7 protein-coding genes and 2 pseudogenes are annotated in these 15,724 nt (G+C 66.3%); 6 read left to right on the top strand and 3 right to left on the bottom strand.

All coding sequences use genetic code 11. The features are described from left to right. The first annotated feature begins 15 nt into the window (after window positions 1–15). A complete protein-coding gene (locus AB0G17_RS30870) occupies window positions 16–3,126 on the top strand; it encodes a DUF3962 domain-containing protein (protein WP_361389873.1) in 3,111 nt (1,036 codons plus the stop codon). Between the two features lie 521 nt (window positions 3,127–3,647). Here AB0G17_RS30870 and AB0G17_RS30865 read toward each other — a convergent pair. Beyond that, window positions 3,648–4,286, bottom strand: coding sequence for a hypothetical protein (locus AB0G17_RS30865; protein ID WP_361389871.1), 639 nt, complete (start codon window positions 4,284–4,286; stop codon window positions 3,648–3,650). After that, window positions 4,283–5,698: an AAA family ATPase gene (locus AB0G17_RS30860; RefSeq protein ID WP_361389869.1), complete on the bottom strand. Its 1,416-nt coding sequence runs from the start codon at window positions 5,696–5,698 to the stop codon at window positions 4,283–4,285. The genes AB0G17_RS30865 and AB0G17_RS30860 overlap by 4 nt, the downstream gene beginning before the upstream one ends. A gap of 288 nt (window positions 5,699–5,986) precedes the next feature. Between AB0G17_RS30860 and pglX the strand changes: the two genes are divergently transcribed. Further along, window positions 5,987–9,550 (top strand): BREX-2 system adenine-specific DNA-methyltransferase PglX, encoded by a 3,564-nt coding sequence (pglX, locus tag AB0G17_RS30855; RefSeq protein WP_361389867.1) that lies wholly within the window; start codon window positions 5,987–5,989, stop codon window positions 9,548–9,550. A 306-nt stretch (window positions 9,551–9,856) separates the two neighbouring features. After that, window positions 9,857–10,148: pseudogene (locus AB0G17_RS30850) on the top strand (transporter); the annotation flags it as partial. 458 nt (window positions 10,149–10,606) lie between these two features. On the opposite strand, the gene AB0G17_RS30845 reads toward AB0G17_RS30850, so the two are convergent. Further along, complete coding sequence (locus tag AB0G17_RS30845) at window positions 10,607–11,503, bottom strand: restriction endonuclease (RefSeq protein ID WP_361389865.1); 897 nt, start codon at window positions 11,501–11,503, stop codon at window positions 10,607–10,609. Between the two features lie 455 nt (window positions 11,504–11,958). On the opposite strand from AB0G17_RS30845, the gene AB0G17_RS30840 reads away from it, so the two are divergent. The 3 genes and pseudogenes from AB0G17_RS30840 (at window position 11,959) to AB0G17_RS30830 (ending at window position 15,599) form a co-directional block, all read left to right on the top strand. Next, a complete protein-coding gene (locus AB0G17_RS30840) occupies window positions 11,959–13,140 on the top strand; it encodes a hypothetical protein (RefSeq protein WP_361389863.1) in 1,182 nt (393 codons plus the stop codon). A gap of 201 nt (window positions 13,141–13,341) precedes the next feature. Beyond that, window positions 13,342–14,462, top strand: a pseudogene (locus AB0G17_RS30835) (hypothetical protein). 642 nt (window positions 14,463–15,104) lie between these two features. After that, window positions 15,105–15,599 (top strand): hypothetical protein, encoded by a 495-nt coding sequence (locus tag AB0G17_RS30830; protein WP_361389861.1) that lies wholly within the window; start codon window positions 15,105–15,107, stop codon window positions 15,597–15,599. Window positions 15,600–15,724 lie beyond the last annotated feature (125 nt).

Below are 15,724 nucleotides of genomic sequence, written 5' to 3'. Positions count from 1 at the left end.
GAGACAGCAAAGACCATGGCCGCCAAGTACCGCGACACCAGCCGGGCCGCCTACCTCCTGAAGCCCAACGCCGGGTCCTGGACCGCCCGTTACCGGGCACTGCCCTTTGCGGAGCAGTGGCACGAAAGCGTTCTGGACCTCTGCAACCTAGGCCGTCCCCCCGAGGCCGAGCCCTACCGCGCCGCGCCCGTCGCCAGATTCAACGGAGTTCTGCAGAGCCTCGCCCCCGACCTGGTCGTCCGCGGCCGTCCCCGCGACCCGCAGCAGATGGCCGAGGACTTCTGGCTCTACACCCCCTCCGACGCCCCCCACCCGCTGCCCGGCGACACCCTGAACCGGCTGAGCGCCGCCTGGCTTCAAGACCTCCGCCCCGAACCCGCGCATCACCGGGCAGTCCAGGCCACCCACACGGCGCTGCGCTCCTGCCCACCGCAGTGGCAGGACGTCACCGTCGACCTCCTCGGCTGCCCCTCGACCGACGGCGGCACCGCGGCTCCACGCGACCGGCAATACCAACTCGCTACCGATGCCCTGGCTCGGCGCATCCTCGCCCTGGGACCCTACGAACACAGCGCCGGCAGCCTGCACTTCCGGGCTGTTCCGCGCGGCCCGCGCCAGCAGGGAGCCGAACTCCTCTCGCAACCTCTCTCGCACGTGGTCAAGGGGCGCGAGTGGTGGTTCTCCATCGTGATCAACATTTCGCTGCACACCGCCCCCTTCGACCCTCGACCCCGTCTCCACCTGCACACGGGAGTGCGCCGCTGGGCAACTCGCCTCGACGCGAGGAAGCAGCGACTGCGGCTGCCGTATGGCCGCGACACCTCCGTCTATCTGCTGCCTGGCATCCCCTGGCTCCCCGGAGCACCCACCAGCGAGCGGTACGCCGTGGCCAGGCTGACCTGGGACCGCGGCGCGGAGGGCTATGCCTGGAAGAACAACGGCCCCGCACAGATCCTCGGCAGGCTGGCGCTCAACCGGCCCTTTCCCGACCCCGCCACCCTGCTTGCCGCACCCGCGGAGTGGATCGGCGACGGGGACGGCACCCGCGCCGCCGTCGTCCACAGCACACACATGGGCGCTCACGGCATCGGTGCCGGCCTCATGTCACACCAGCGTTCACAGATCGTCGAATGGGCCGAACAGGCGTTGCCGGAGCAGCTACGCCGGGTTCCCTCCCTCAGCCGGGCAAGCGCCGGCAGCAGCGCCCCCGCCAACGCCCGGCCCAAGCCCAAGGCGGCGGAGAAGGAAGCGGAGGCGCAACGCGAAGCCCGCGCCCGCCGGACCGCACTCGCTGTGGCAGCCCGAATCAACCAGGGACAGGACCCCGCCGAGGCGATTGAGGGGACGGGAGTCGCGTGCCTGGTCGAAGCGCGACTGCTGTGGCAGACCCCTTCGTTCCGGGATACAGCCATTGAGGCCCTCGCCGACGTCCTCGGATTGGACGGCGACGCAAGCCGTCCAGAGCCTGCCACCGCCGAGGAAGCATGGGAGTGGGCCGCGCCCGGAAGCCCGGTCACTCTTGAATGGAAGGCTCCGGAACTCACCCTCCGGCTGCGTTGCCTGCGCACTACGGAGGGAATCACCGACACTCTGGGCATCGACCCCAAAGCGCGGCCGAAGGGCAAAGCCCTGGAGGCCGGTATCAACACCCGTCGGAAGGCTGCCGCAGCATTTCTGGCCGACGATGGAGCTGACCCGCGCCACCCCAGCTTCGCGCTCGTGGAGATCGACCGTCGTCAAGACTTCGCCCACCGTCTGGACGACCCCAAATACGCGCTCCGGCTGGGCTGCGCGGACGCAGGCGTCCTTACGCAATTCGTGCTCGTCCCCAAGAAGGCCAAGGGCTACAACAGCGAGAAAAACCTCTCCCACCGGGTCCATTCCGGATGGGAGGACGCCCTACGGCAGTACGGCGTCCGTGTCCTGCCCGAGCACACGCTCGGCGAAGCGATCCCCGAGGGCCTGCGCTATGTCGCCACGTACATGGTCAAGCGGCGCAAGGACGGCCCCACCCGACTGCCCCGCCACACCCCGGTGGCCGTCATGGTCACCCCGCTGGCACCGGGCAGCGGTCTGGCTGCCGTCACGGGCTGGGACGAGCGGACGGGACGCTGGATTCCCTACGCCCACTTCCTGCTCGGCTTGGTCAAGACGGCCGAAATCCCGGAGGTGAACGAACCCACAGAGACCGAGACCGCGACGGCTGGAGACAGTGAAGCCGCCGCCTTCGTACCGCAGCAGCGCTCGAAGTACCGCGTCTGGCAGCACAACATGGACGAACAGCGCAGGGCGACTGCCCGGTACCTCCAGAAAATGGTCCGCTCTCTCCGCGGTCGGCCCACCGCCCTGCTGACCCATTCGCAGAACAGCCGTCTGCACTGGCCCTGGCTCCAGGACGGCCGCACCGAACGCGACCTGATCAAGACCGGGCACGCGCAGCCGGTGGGACTCGACCCCGATCTCCGGTTGGTTCGCGTACGTACGGCAGCAGGGCGGGAGACCCCCCAATGGTGGGGCAACGCCTCTCCCGGCGAGGTCAACGGCCTGCCCCAGGGGCTGTGGGTGGAGGACGAAGACGCAACGTACTCCTCAGGCCGGGTCTTCTACAGCACCACACCCAAAGCGAGCACCTTCCGGGACTCCGCTGTCGAAGCCGACAAGATCGCGCCCCGGCCGCTGCGCCAGGGCCCCAACAAGGGGAAGCCCACCATCGATACACACATCCCGGCCTGGAACCCCGGGCTAGTGGAGATCGCAGTCCTGGGCTGCCACACGGATGCCGGCGACTCACCTGAAGCACTCGCACTAGCGGTGCATCAGCTTCGCCAAGCCCCCGACTACCTGGACGCACTCTCGCTCCCCCTGCCCCTGCACCTGGCAAGCCTCGCCCAGCACTACGTATTGCCGACGGTTGCCGAGGGAGAGGACGAGGCTGAAGAATCTTCCCTGGAGGAGCTGGCGACTGCCGAGGTGGCGGGTAACGTCAATGGGCAGCGCGTAGCGGCGGCGCTGGGCGTGATTGAGGATGGCACGGACACCGAGCCCGCAGACCTGGATCCGGAATACGCAGAGGACCCCGGCCTCGCGCAAGCCCCGGAGGACGAACAGCTCGCCTTGTTCCCCTGAGCAGTGAGGGAGCGCTGGCACCCCACCGGCTCTGCCGTTGTTCCGCAGGCGCATTCCATGAACGCGGTTCATGCTTCCCTGCGCCGGTGATGCACGGCCCGTCCCCTTCGAGGAGGCACCGTCGGTATCGGCGGGCTCGATCTCCGCTTGAGGGCCGGAAGCCGGGGACCGGGCGTCGGCAACCGCCGTGATACCGACGACTTCGTGGGCAGCGGATCGGGCGAGACACCGGTCTCGCCGAGGCGGCGGCCTCCGCGCGGCGCCGCTGCTCATCTCGTCGCGCCGCGTCCTGGAGCGCCGCCTCCGGGACGGGGCCGGTGTAGGTGATGTACACGGGGCTGTCGGCGGCATGAAGCTGGTAACGGGCGGGTGCCGGGTTCGGGTGGAGGGGATCGTTATGCGCGCGACCCCCAGAGGGACAGAGGGTCCGTGCCAGCGCACCCACAGTGCGGGGTGCCCGCTCTGTCGTTCGGTTTTGGGTTCCGGGCGTGGTCGGCTCCCGGATCCTCGACGCCAGGCGGTCAGTGACTGTTGCCCAGCGCGTCACGCAGATCGTCCGCGAACGATTGCCAGGATGCGAGCTGTTTAATGGGTCCTTCACGATCCAACATCTGAAGGAGCCGTGCCCGGTTTGCGGAGAAGCGAGCCTGGAGCTTCTGCAGACCGCGACCTCTTTCCTCGCTGGCCGTGGCGATCGCTTGTTTGAGCATGGCCTTGGGATCTGCCACTGACTCTGCTCGTGCCGGTTTCGGAAGGTTGAGCGCCACCTTGCCGTTCGGGTTGCCTGCGACTTCACGGATCGCTGACTGGTCGAGCAGCAGCCACGCCTCCAGCATCCGCACAGGGATCACGGGTACATGCGCCACGCCGGGGCTCACTGCGGCCACCGCTTCCGCGATTTCTGTGCGGCGACGGTCCGGGGGCTCGCGGTCGGAGTCGCGATGGATGACCACGAGGTCGTACACGTGCCCACTGTCGCTGAGCTGCTGTGCGGCTCGTAGCTTGTCCTCGACCGAATGACCGGGCTTGTTCGGCAGGCGGTCCAGCTCGGGAACCGTGACCAAGATCTCCCTGCCCATATCCGCTGCGATTGTCTCGATGTGAAACCGCAGGCCCGTGTCACTGGATCCCTCACAAAGATAGAGGGCACGCACGGTCATGAGCCGCTCTCCTCAAGGGTCAGTCGGTCCTCCGGCGAAGACGTGAGGTACGCCAGGATGTCGGCTTTGGTGCCGTAGCCCTTTTCGGCGCCGGCGGCGCGCCAGGTATCGGCCAGGGGGCGCAGCCGCAAGCCGCGCGCGACCTTGCCACTCACCCCCGGAACGGTGGTGGTATCGGCGATCAGCAGGTCCGCCGCGCCGACGAGCCGTACAACGCCTGGCGAGTGCGTGTTGATCAGAACTTGCCGGAAGGGGTTGTCCTCGTCCACTGGTAGTGACGGGTCCACCGCCAGATCGCGCACCAGGTCGACCATCGCGGAGAGATTGCCGGGGTGGATGCCGTTCTCTGGCTCTTCCATGCAGAGCAGGCCATGCGTCTGAGGGTCTTCCAGTAGGACGCACAAGGCGAGGAAGCGCAGGGTCCCTTCTGACAGGCTGCGGGCTGGCAACACCATGCCGTCGATCTCGTGGAGTTTGATCGTCAGGAGTTCACGTGTGTCGTCAGCATCGACGTGCAGCGTCCTGACGTGCAGTCCCGACAGATCCGACAGGCGCCCTGCGACCCGCGAGTAGACCCGTGCGGGGTCGTCCGGAGACTTCTCCCGGGCGACCCGGTCCAGGCTCCGCGGTAGGTGTAGGCCATCGGGCTGCATCTCGCTGGGATCTGAATAGCGGTCGGAGGTGCGCAGCGCGGAGGGTTCGAGGGCCAGCCGACGCCAAGACTGCATTTCCCGCCTGGCAGCCAGGATGGTCGGGTCGTCGTTCCGGTTGACCGTGGAGAGCATGGTCTGGGGTGCCCGGCTCGCTGGTGCAGGGCGGGGCTGGCCTCTGCGGCTGCCGTCGGCGTGAATGCTGATGACGGCGTCGCCTGTCTCGAGAGACGTGGAGATGTAGGGAGCGTTCGAGCGGCGAGTGCGGACCACCGCCTTGCGAAAGTCCGTGGCGCGGTGTGGGAAGCGCAGATGTGACGGAGCCTCACTGGGGCTGATCCGGCTGAGATCCTCGTACCGCAGGGTCAGCCTGCCGCCCCGCTCACCGCGCTGCGGCGGCTGGTAGCCGAGATGGAGCTCGTAGCGGAGGAATGTGGACGTCGGTTCGGCCAGTCGGCCGAAGTCGTCTTCTACCTCCCCCGGGACGATCATCTCCGCAGCGAATGTCATCAGGTGCTCGCCGTCCGCGTAACCGTTCCAGAACAGATCTCGTGCGTCGCCGTGCAGTGTGCCGTGGGTGCCGCGGACAGTCTGGGCCGCCTCGATCATGGAGAGGTCGGCGAGCAGGCTCAAGAACTGGACCGCGTCAAAGACGTTCGACTTTCCCGTACCGTTCTCTCCCGCGATGCAGGTGAAGGGGCCGAGCTCGACCCTGAGATCCAGAAGGTTCTTGAAGCCACTGACTTCGAGCCGTGTCAGCATGTGTCCCCTCGTTGGTTCGATCTCAGCGCGACCCCGGAATCGCGGTCCCCGGCTCTGTCAGGGCCGGTACGCACAGGAATGATAGAGCGTCAGGCGGTAACCGGCCGTGTGCATCTGGCGGTGACCGGCTACGGAACCGCGGCCTTGCCCGGAGAGCTGGCAGGATGTATTCGACGAGACAGTGGGTCGTGGACGTCAACGATGTACGGAGGAGAGGTCGCTGTGCCTCCGAGTGGCGGAGCTAATACGGGGACGTCCTCAGTGGACAGGGCCGCGCTTGTCGCTGGCATGCGGAAGCAGGTGCGGGCGCTGGAGGCGGACCTCCGCGAGCGCAGCGAAAACATCGACCGGTACCGCGCCGGCCTGCGGGCCATGTACGAACATGCGCGGGCATCCGGCAGCACCGCCGCTACGTATGGTGCCTGGCGCGACGAACACGTCACCCAGGCTGCGGTGGCGTGGGTACTGGGCACGGTGTTCGTGCGCTTCTGCGAAGACAACGCACTCATCGACCGGCCCTTCATCGCAGGGCCGGGCCAGCGATTGTCGGAGGCGGAGGAACGGCAGAGCGTCTATCTTGCGGACCATCCTTGGGCCAACGACCAGGATTGGCTGGCAGAGGCGTTCACGCACCTGTCGAAGTCCCACGCAGCGATGGCCCGCATTTTCGACAAGGCGCGCAATGCCTTGTGGGAGCTGCGGCCGTCGCCGCAGGGCGCTGCCGGCTTGATTGTTTTCTGGAGAGGCCGCGGTGCCGATGGATCCCTTCGATTTGACTTCACTGATCCGGAACTCGATACCCGTTTCCTCGGGGACCTGTACCAGGAAATTAGCGAGACCTCGCGACAGGTTTTCGCACTAGTTCAGACACCCGCCTTCATCGTGGAATTCATCCTGGACCTCACGGTGGATCCAGCCATCACGGAGTTCGGGCCCCAGGGGTTCCGCGGGATCGACCCGGCCTGTGGATCGGGAGCGTTTCTGCTGGGGCTCTTCGAGCGGCTTCTGAATGCCTGGCGAGCGGGGGCGCCCGGAGTTCCGGATCACGAGCTGATCCGCCGGACCATGGACTCCGTCCATGGCTGTGACATCAACCCGTTCGCCGTGAGTGTCACACGGTTCAGACTGCTCATGGCTGCCCTGCGGGCAAGCGGCGGCAGGGCGCTGAGCGAGCTGCCGGGGCATGTGATCAACGTGGCGGTGGGTGACGCCCTGCTGGACGGGCCTGGCGCGTCGAGGGGGGCGGCGCTGCTGCTCTTCGAGGAGCACAAGGGGGACAGTACCGGCACGATTGAGGACGTCGACGAATTCTCGGTGACATGTGACCTCTTGCATCGAAATTCCTACCACGCCGTTATTTCAGAGCCCCCCTTCACCTCGGTGCGCGACAAGGCGAGAAATGCGTCATACCGAGACGCCTATGACGTGGCCTCCGGCATGTTCCCGCTCTCGGTGCTCTTCACGCAGCGTATGTTCCAGTTGGCTCTGAGGGAGACCAGTGACACTCCCGGCGGCTATGTCGGTCAGTACACGACCAGTTCGTTCACGAGGAGCGCGTTCGGGGAGAAGCTGATCGACGAGTTCTTGCCGAATGTGGCGCTGACGCATGTCATCGACACCTCCGGCGTCTACGTGCCTGGCCATGGGACCCCGACCCTGATCCTGGTCGGCCGGAACGCCCCGCCCCTGGGCGACACCCGTGTGCGGTCGGTCCTAGGCGTGCATGGTGAGCCGATGTTGCCTGCGGATCCAGCCGAGGGGATCGTGTGGACGTCGATCCTCGACCAGATGCACCGACCCGGCAGCAGCTCGGAATGGGTGACTGTCGAGGACGCACCCTTGCAGCGTTTCTTCCGCTTCCCGTGGGCGATGAGTGGTGGCGGGAGCGCAGACCTCATGGACCTCCTCTCAGGCGCCCCCCGACGACTGGCCGATGTCCTCGCCGGCCGGGTTCGCATTGTCGCGGACCTGGGACGGCCGGACGTCTTCTCCCTTGGGCGACCTTGGTTCTTTCGACACCTGGACTCGGCCGGGTTGGCCCAAGGCATGGTCACTGCCGAGACGGTACGGGACTGGCGCGCTGAAGTGTCGACGGACGTTCTGGCCCCCTATGAGGAAGACGGCACGCCCCTGCCCCTGGATGTCAGCACTGCGTGGGGGCGGCACCTCTGGACGATGCGCCAGGTCCTTCGGGCAGCTCCTTGGGCACGTGAGTCATCGAGGGCCGGTGCCGGACCCTGGTGGGCATGGAGATACCGGTCTCACGATGCCCGCCAGGGGCCGACGATCACATCCGCCTCTGTGGCTACGCACAATCACTTCGCCTTGGAGCACGGCGGACGGGTGTTTAGCAGGACCGCGCCCGTACTCCGACTGGCGCCTCCCGCGGCGCAGGACGAGTACATCGCGCTGCTGGGAGTGCTCAATTCGTCGACAGTCTGCTTCTGGCTCAAGCAGACCGGGTCCGCTATCGGGGGCGACGGACCGGGTGTCGCCCCACCCGGTGAGCAATGGGCCCGGGCCTACCGCTTCGCCACGGCGTCCCTTCCTCGACTGCCGTTGCCTACCGGCGCTCCATCCGATCGCGCGCGAGGACTGTATGCCTTGGCCCAGGTGCTGGATGTCCACGCGCCGAGCACCGTCTGCGCAGAGGAACAACCGCCTACCCGAAGCGCCTTGGACGAGGCCAGATCGGCCCGTGAGACGGCCCAGCGCCAGATGATCGCCCTTCAGGAGGAACTGGACTGGGAGGTCTACGGCTCCTACGGGGTGCTGTCCGCCGATGAGCAGCGGCGCCTGACCCTCCCCACTGATGTTGCACCGCCTCCGCTGCGGCTGGGGGAGCGGGCCTTCGAAATCGTGCTGGCACGCAGAATCGTCGCCGACGAGGCTTCGGACTCGTGGTTTGTGCGGCATGGTGTAACACCCATCACCGAGATCCCTCAGTACTGGCCCACTGGCTACAGGGAAGTCGTCCAGGCCAGAATCGACGCCATCGAGGCTCACCGGCAGATCGCCGCCGTCGAGCGCCCGGAGTACAAGCGACGATGGGTGCCGGAGTCATGGGAGAAGCAGGAGGAACAAGCCCTCCGCGGCTGGCTGCTCGACCGTTGTGAGGACGAGCAACTGTGGTTCGAGCGAAAGAACGGGGCCAAGCACCCGCGTCCACGGACGATCGACGAACTGGCGCAGCGTCTCGACGCCGATGCTGCAGTACGTTCCGTGGCTACGCTTTATGCGACTGACCATCTTGGGAAACGGGATGCAAGACTTCGTGAGGTACTGGCGGCGATCCTGGCCGAGGAGCACGTGCCCTATGCATCGGCTCTGAGGTACAAGGAATCAGGGCTGCGCAAACGTGCCGAGTGGGAGCAGGTGTGGCAACTCCAACGCAGCGAGGACAGGACGGGGGAGTCACTGGGCATCCCCGTCCCACCAAAGTTCAGGGCCTCTGACTTCCGCCATGCCCACTACTGGCTGCTCCGCGGTAGCCTGGATATCCCCCGCGAACGCTTCATCTCCTATCCCAGTGCCGTTGGCGAGCAGGGCAGCCTACTGCTCGGCTGGTCCGGCTGGAGCGATTCGGACCGTGTTCTTGTGCTTCTCGATCTGGTCGGCACGCTTCAGCAGCAGGGTCGCCCGAGTCTCCACGAGGTTGCTCCCCTGCTTGCCAGCATGCGGGAACTGATCCCATGGGTTCGCCAATGGGCGACATCGACAGCGTCCGGTTCGGATGCCGATCAGGGTGAGCAATACCAACGCGAGCTCGACGATCTATGCGCGGCGTATGGGCTCAGCACTCGCGACTTGACCTCTTGGAGGCCGCCGAAAGCTGTTTCAAAGGGTGAATGAGCCGCTCATTCTGGCACTGCCCTGACATGTAGGCGGCGTGGTGATGGGAAGTGGAGTTCGGGATCGGCGACGTCATGGCGTTTGCCCCATCGGGGCGTGCGTGGTGAAGCGCTTAAGCCGTGCGCAGAGGCCCGTCATGCTACTGCGGAACGGGACACATGAGCATGCCTGCTTGCACCGACCCGTGGCTATATCAACGCTGGCTAGTGGATTGGACAAGCATGCCGCGTACGTTTCAGCAGACCTGGAAATGTGCGCTGCGGCGGCGCCGGTCGCCGAGACTGATCTACGGCGGTCGAGTCGTATATGGACGTGATGTTGGGAGTCCGGTTCCTGGTAAGCGACTACGGCGCGGGGCCGGCCCATGGGGGCTGGATCGACTCGCTCGGGCTGGACGAGAACTGCTCGCCGGTCATCGTTGAGTACAAGCGCGGTGTCGCGATGTCGGCGTCGTGAACCAGATCCTGCTTTCCTGTCGTGGCTGACGGACTGCCGTGACGAGTTCGAGCCCTTGGTCCGCGGTCGACTAGGGGAAACGGCTGTGTTTGAGATCCTTTGGAGCGGCCCGCGTCTGATCTGTATTGCTGGCGACTTCACGCTGCTGTTCGTGACATTCGTGTGATCGCTGTGACTGATGTGGACCCCCGCCGGCTTGTTTTCGCGGGGGTCTCTCGTGCGTCGGCCGGGGCCGGGGAGCGAGCGCGCTCCGCGGCTTGGCCCGGATCTGGCGAGGTCGCTTTGCGCCGCTTCCTATGGTCGGGCGTTACCTATGACCGCCTGCTCGACTTCCTGACAGGGGGCTCGTGCCCCTTCCGGTGTTCAGGCGTGTCGTCTGCCGCATCGGGCCTGCTCCCGGTCCGGTCATCGGTAGGCCAGCCCCGGACGCCCAGGCGCTCCAACGGCTGAGGTCCGCGCCTCGCACCGGCGGTGGCTGGTGCGGCGACCGGACGCACCCGCACGTGAAGTCTTGGTTTGGGCGAGGGGCATTCAGAAGTCGGTGCCCAGTACAGCGAGGGGGCGCCGGTCGAGCTGAGCGATGCGGACCTTCTCACGCAGCTAGTGGGCGGCATCACCTTCCTGTTCGAGCAGGAGGACGAGTTCTCGTAGTTCACCGAGAATGATCACTCGCTGGTTCAGGGCCCGCTCGCTTTCCTTGATCGCCGGCCCGGTGAACCCGGAGGCCGATATGAACAGCGCGCGGACTTCCGAACGTCCGTAGACCCGAACGAGATGGCGGCTCATCGCGTTGATCTCGACAGGCTTACCCCGCCACTTGATCTCCACGAGATACTGGGATCCGTCCATTTCCAGCGCGCCGTCGATCTGCTCGGCCACCTGGCCATCCTCGTTGCGCAGGATAAAGGATTCCCTGATTAGGATCCCTTCGGTCTTGAAGACATCGTTCAGTACGCCTTCGAGGGCGGTGCCCCGCTTCCTTGGGTCCAGTTCGTTGAAGAGGTCAGCGAGTCGGCCTCGAAGCGCTGCGAATTCCGCATGCCGCCGAGCCAAGCGCTCCGTCTCGGCGGTGCGTGCCGCAAGCCGTGCTGCCCGTTCGTCGTCACGTGCCTGGTTCATCCGGGTGAACGAGTCCTTGACGTTCACCAGACTTCGTACGTTCGCCTGTAGTCCCTGAGCCGGTAGTCGATCGTCCGGCCACAGCGTGGAGAAGTCTTCGAACTCGATTGCCCGCTTGAGTAGCTCTCGTCGGACTTGCAGGCCGGCGTCGCCCTGCTCGTTGATCTGGCTGAGCACGGCACGAACAATCTTGTACTTGCTGATTGTTGTCCTGTCCGCAGCGAGCTGTTGCCGGTGTACGGCGAGCAGTTCCTCACTGACGCCCGCTCCGCGCAAGAATTCGAGGACTCCGTCCTTGCTTCGGCTCAGCCGTGGCACCAGCTCGATCAGCAGCTCCAACAGCTCGGGAGGCCAGTGGTAGGCGTCATCGTGGGCCATTCGACATTCGCACCTTCCATGTCGAAGCCGTGTCGCGGGCCTCTTCGGCCTGCGATGGATCTGAACAGCACATCCTTCAAACCTGATTGTGCAGCGCGCGGAGCAACTCGGCCCCGGTTTCACGTGATAGAAGACGCTCAGCTCGCGCATGGTCGGGTCCTCGCTCCGGAGAGGCGAGGGCGGCCGTCAGTGGGTACGGCCATGCATCCTGTCCTGTGCGGAGGACGTCGGCGGTGATCCCCGTCAGCGCCTTGCCTGTGAACGCCGGGCGTACCGGTTCGTCCTGAGCGTGGATGATGCCGAGCCTGCGTGGGCGGAGGCTGGTGGCAGCGAGCCTTGGCAGCCGTGCCGTTTTCAGGCGCCGACAGCGCAATCTTCAACGGCGGCCTCCGACCCAGGCCCGTGGACTACTGGATCACGCTTGGGGGAATGCCCCGAATGTCAAGCGGCTCGGTGTGGTCCTACAGCGCGGGGAGGCCGAAGTGCCGAACAGATACGTGAAACTCGTGGGCTTCGATCGCGAGCTGGACCTCACCGAGCCGGATCTTGGAGTGACGGGCGGGGCCGTGCTCCTGGAACGCTTGTTGGCGGACCGCCGATTGCCCGTAGCCGTGCGCGGGCTCACGTGTGCGGAGATCTGCGAAAGGCTGGGCTACACGGAGCCGATGTACCTGTACCGGCGGATGGGCCGGGTGGTCGCCTCACATACCCGCAGCGACGCACAGGACCGGCACCGTGGTGGTGGGGAGTCGGATGAGCACAAGGCGTACAAGGAGCGGGCGGTCCGCGCGGCGGAGGAAGGCGGCCACCAGGCGACGGCGGAGCGGGCGAGCAAGGACCGGAAGGTTCGCAGCGACGTTCTGATACGGGGGGCGAACGGTGTCCTGCTGGGCTTCGAGTCGCAGCTGTCACCGGTCAACCCCCGGGAGATCGCAGCGCGGGACGCGGCTGCCCGACGGGTGGGGCTGGTGGATGCGTGGCAGACGGACAGCCGGGCACTGGCGGAGGCACTGGTGGTGCCGTGGCTGCGCACGGACAAGCTGCCCTTCGAGCTGATTATGCGGCGTGACAGCCCGCTCCCGTTTCGCGGTGGTGTCCGCCGGATCGATCTGGTGCGCTGTGATGAGCGGTTCCCGGGGCCGTGCCCGCGGAAGGGGACCGGGAAGTGCGGGAAGTGGCATCCGACGACGCGGCCGACGGAGGTGCCCTTTGACCCGTTCATCCGGGACGCGGCGTCCGGGCTGTACGTGCGGGCGGCGGTGAAGGTGAAGCGGACGGCCTACGAGTTCTGGACCCCGGCGGCCGACTACGCCGCCTACCGCGATGCGAGCAGGGGGGAACCTCCGCCTGCTGTAACGCACCCCTGGCAGGCGAAGAGCGTGATGGGCGAGGGCGATCCGACCTGCCGGGTGCGCATGCCGGCAGTGGACGAGGCAAGTGTTGTCCCGCTGGCGGACATTCCTGTGGCGCGTGCACCTCGGTCCATGGTGACCGACACGGCCACCGCTGGACCAGCGTCGCTGTACCGGGGGGAGTGCGGGGCAGGGGTGACGAAGTGCGGGGCGCCTGCACGGTTCTACGCGTGCGGATGGCGGTGCGACAGCCACCGGCCGGGCGCCGTTGGCGGTGCACCCTGAGCACGCGCCGCCGCAAGTGAGGCCGCTCGCTGCCAGCAACCGATGGCCTGATCCCGGGACCACGGCCACACACTCAGTCCCGACGGCTTGACTGGTCACCTGCTCCCCGATGCTTTCAGCCGCATGCTTCGGGGCCGCATTGTGTGGTCAGCTCGTTCGGATCCCGGCGCAGCTGGCGTGCGAATGGGTGATGATGACGCCGTGAGTCTGGAGCTGAGCAACTACGAGCTGACGTGGCCCGCGTTCCTGTTCGTGTCCGAGGGCGAGCGCATCCTCAAGTCGGCAGGATCCTCCTGGGAAGACCGCGCCGAGTGGCTCATGACCGAGGCCCTGTCCGGGGCGGCGGCCGTTGCGGACTTCAGGGAGAGGGCGAACCACCACGACGTCGATCCCTGGGCCAGCACGGCCTCCGGGCGAGGCCGGTCCGTGGTGGTGACGAAGCACGAATGGTTCTCCGAACTCATCAGCCGGGCTTCTGAGATCCGACCCGCGGCTGTGCCCAGGCCGTACTGGCCGCAGAGGCAGGGCCGGGGCTCGCCCCTCGACGGAAGCACCGTGCAAGACGCCCGCCGTGACTTCGCCAGGGTGGTCGGCGACTTCGCGGACAACGGCTACCTGGTCGAGCACTTCGGCGAGGAGTGCGTCGATGCCCCGGACGTGCTGCCCGACGCTTCTGTGCTGATCGAACGACGTCTGGGGATTCCCGGCCTGTGGCCCCTGGCCCCGGAGACCTGGGACGAGGACACCTTCTACGGCCTCATCGAGGTCTTCCACGACCTTGTCAGCCGTCCGCGGATGCGGCGTTACCATGACTTCTGCAACTATGGCTGGCACCACTCGGAGTTCCACAACGGGCCGGCCCGCATCCTGTACCGCGCGAAGGTCAACGAATTGCTTCGCGCTGCCGGCACCGAGTACGAGCTGGCCGCGGAAGGCGAGGACCTCGGCCGCCTGGTCGCTGTCACTGACGACCCCGCAGCCAGCTGATGCACCACGCTCTCAACGACAGCCCACCCGACATCACTGCCGGCGTCCGCCACGCCATCGCGCTCTACCGGAGCCGCGACGCTTCACCCGAGAGCAAGCGGTCGGCCATTTTCAACCTTGGCCGCATTCTTGAGGAGCGCCGCACCCTGATCAAGGACCAGCTCGGTAAGGACGAAGGTGCCCTCTTCGAGATCGCCAACCGATTTGACTTGCGCCCCCGCCGAGCCGACCAGCGGGGCGAGTACGACGAGGCGTTCCTCGACTGGATCTTCTGGTGGTACCTGAGCACCGTGGAGCTGACCAACCGGCTGATCACGTCACGCAACGCCTCCTGACGCTCGCAGCTCGGCTGCCGAACCCGGCGTCGGAGTCCATGAGGACACGGCCAGGCTCCTGGGCCGCCTCGCACAGACTGCACATGGGTCTCCGGATGGTGCGCCGCGTCCCGTCTCGACCGAGATCCTGGGGCGTGTGGCTAGCGAATCCAGCCTCCAACCAGTGCCACACCGAGGCCGTGAGCGTGACCCAGCGGTGTCGGTCCCTCGCTTCTGGGCACTTCGGACAGGTCCACATGCGGGCACACCACCAGCGCGCCCGCGCCGGACCCGACCCACAATGACCGTGGTGCTGTGCCCGGCGCCGCGGGTGAAACGCACAGCCCATCGGGGGGAATCCTCCGCTGGCAGTACTACGAGCACCGGATCAAGGAGGACAAGAACCGGCGCGAATTCATCCGGTGCCTCAAACGCAACGCGGCCCGGGAAGTCTTCCACTTTCTCGGACACCCACAGCCACAACCCTGCAGCCAGCGCAGTTGCGCCGTCGAATTTCGGCCAAGTTGCGATGAACATCCCCGGACGTAGCCGGACGTCCACGGACTGACGCGAACACAGTGAGACCTACTGAGACACACGGGGACTGGCCAGGTTCAATCCACGCCAGGTTACCTGCCTCGTTCTGCGGGCCACACTGCATCCATGACGAGCTTTCAGCAGCGGAAAGCAATAGGTGACGCTCATGAACGGTACGTCGCCGAACAGCTAATCGAGCGAGGGTGGAAGGTCGACTTCTGGGGCCAGGGGCAGCTAAGCCGGGCGCTTCAAGGCGCCCTCCAGCAGACCGAGAGTTCCATTCGCTGGTTCCCGGATCTCATTGCGGCGAAGGCCAAGGACCTTGTATTGATCGACTGCAAGGGCAGCATGACTAGCAGGCAAACGGGGCGGCACGCTGTTGAACGCGCCGCGGTGCTGGCGCATTTGCACCTCGTTGCCTGGACACACCTCCCGGTCTACTACGTGTTCGACGACCTCGATGCGTGGGCGCCGCACGACGTCCTCATAGCAGGACAGGAAGGGCCGCACAGCATTGCGGGATCGGGCGCCGCATACCTTCTGATCTCGGCCCGGGGAGCCCGTCGCTTCGACGACCTGTTTGGCACGCCCGGCGTCGCTCAGTGGGGTATTGCCTCGTAGCCTTGCTGGTTGCTCGACCGCCCTCATGCCGAAGCGGATGGCGCCCCGGATTTGACGCTCCGACCTCGTGCGCACGCCGTTGGCGCACCAGAACATCGTCGGGGTCTCGCGGACTCATCGGCCTC

The organism is Streptomyces sp. NPDC023838 (assembly GCF_040639555.1).
Taxonomy (GTDB): domain Bacteria; phylum Actinomycetota; class Actinomycetes; order Streptomycetales; family Streptomycetaceae; genus Streptomyces.
This window is presented reverse-complemented; position numbering and strand designations above follow the sequence as displayed.

Bases quoted from the DNA above. Each gene is read 5' to 3' on its own strand.
- AB0G17_RS30870 (WP_361389873.1), top strand. From the start codon at position 16: ATGGCCGCCAAGTACCGCGACACCAGCCGGGCCGCCTACCTCCTGAAG.
- AB0G17_RS30865 (WP_361389871.1), bottom strand. From the start codon at position 4,286: ATGACCGTGCGTGCCCTCTATCTTTGTGAGGGATCCAGTGACACGGGC.
- AB0G17_RS30860 (WP_361389869.1), bottom strand. From the start codon at position 5,698: ATGCTGACACGGCTCGAAGTCAGTGGCTTCAAGAACCTTCTGGATCTC.
- pglX (WP_361389867.1), top strand. From the start codon at position 5,987: ATGCGGAAGCAGGTGCGGGCGCTGGAGGCGGACCTCCGCGAGCGCAGC.
- AB0G17_RS30845 (WP_361389865.1), bottom strand. From the start codon at position 11,503: ATGGCCCACGATGACGCCTACCACTGGCCTCCCGAGCTGTTGGAGCTG.
- AB0G17_RS30830 (WP_361389861.1), top strand. From the start codon at position 15,105: ATGACGAGCTTTCAGCAGCGGAAAGCAATAGGTGACGCTCATGAACGG.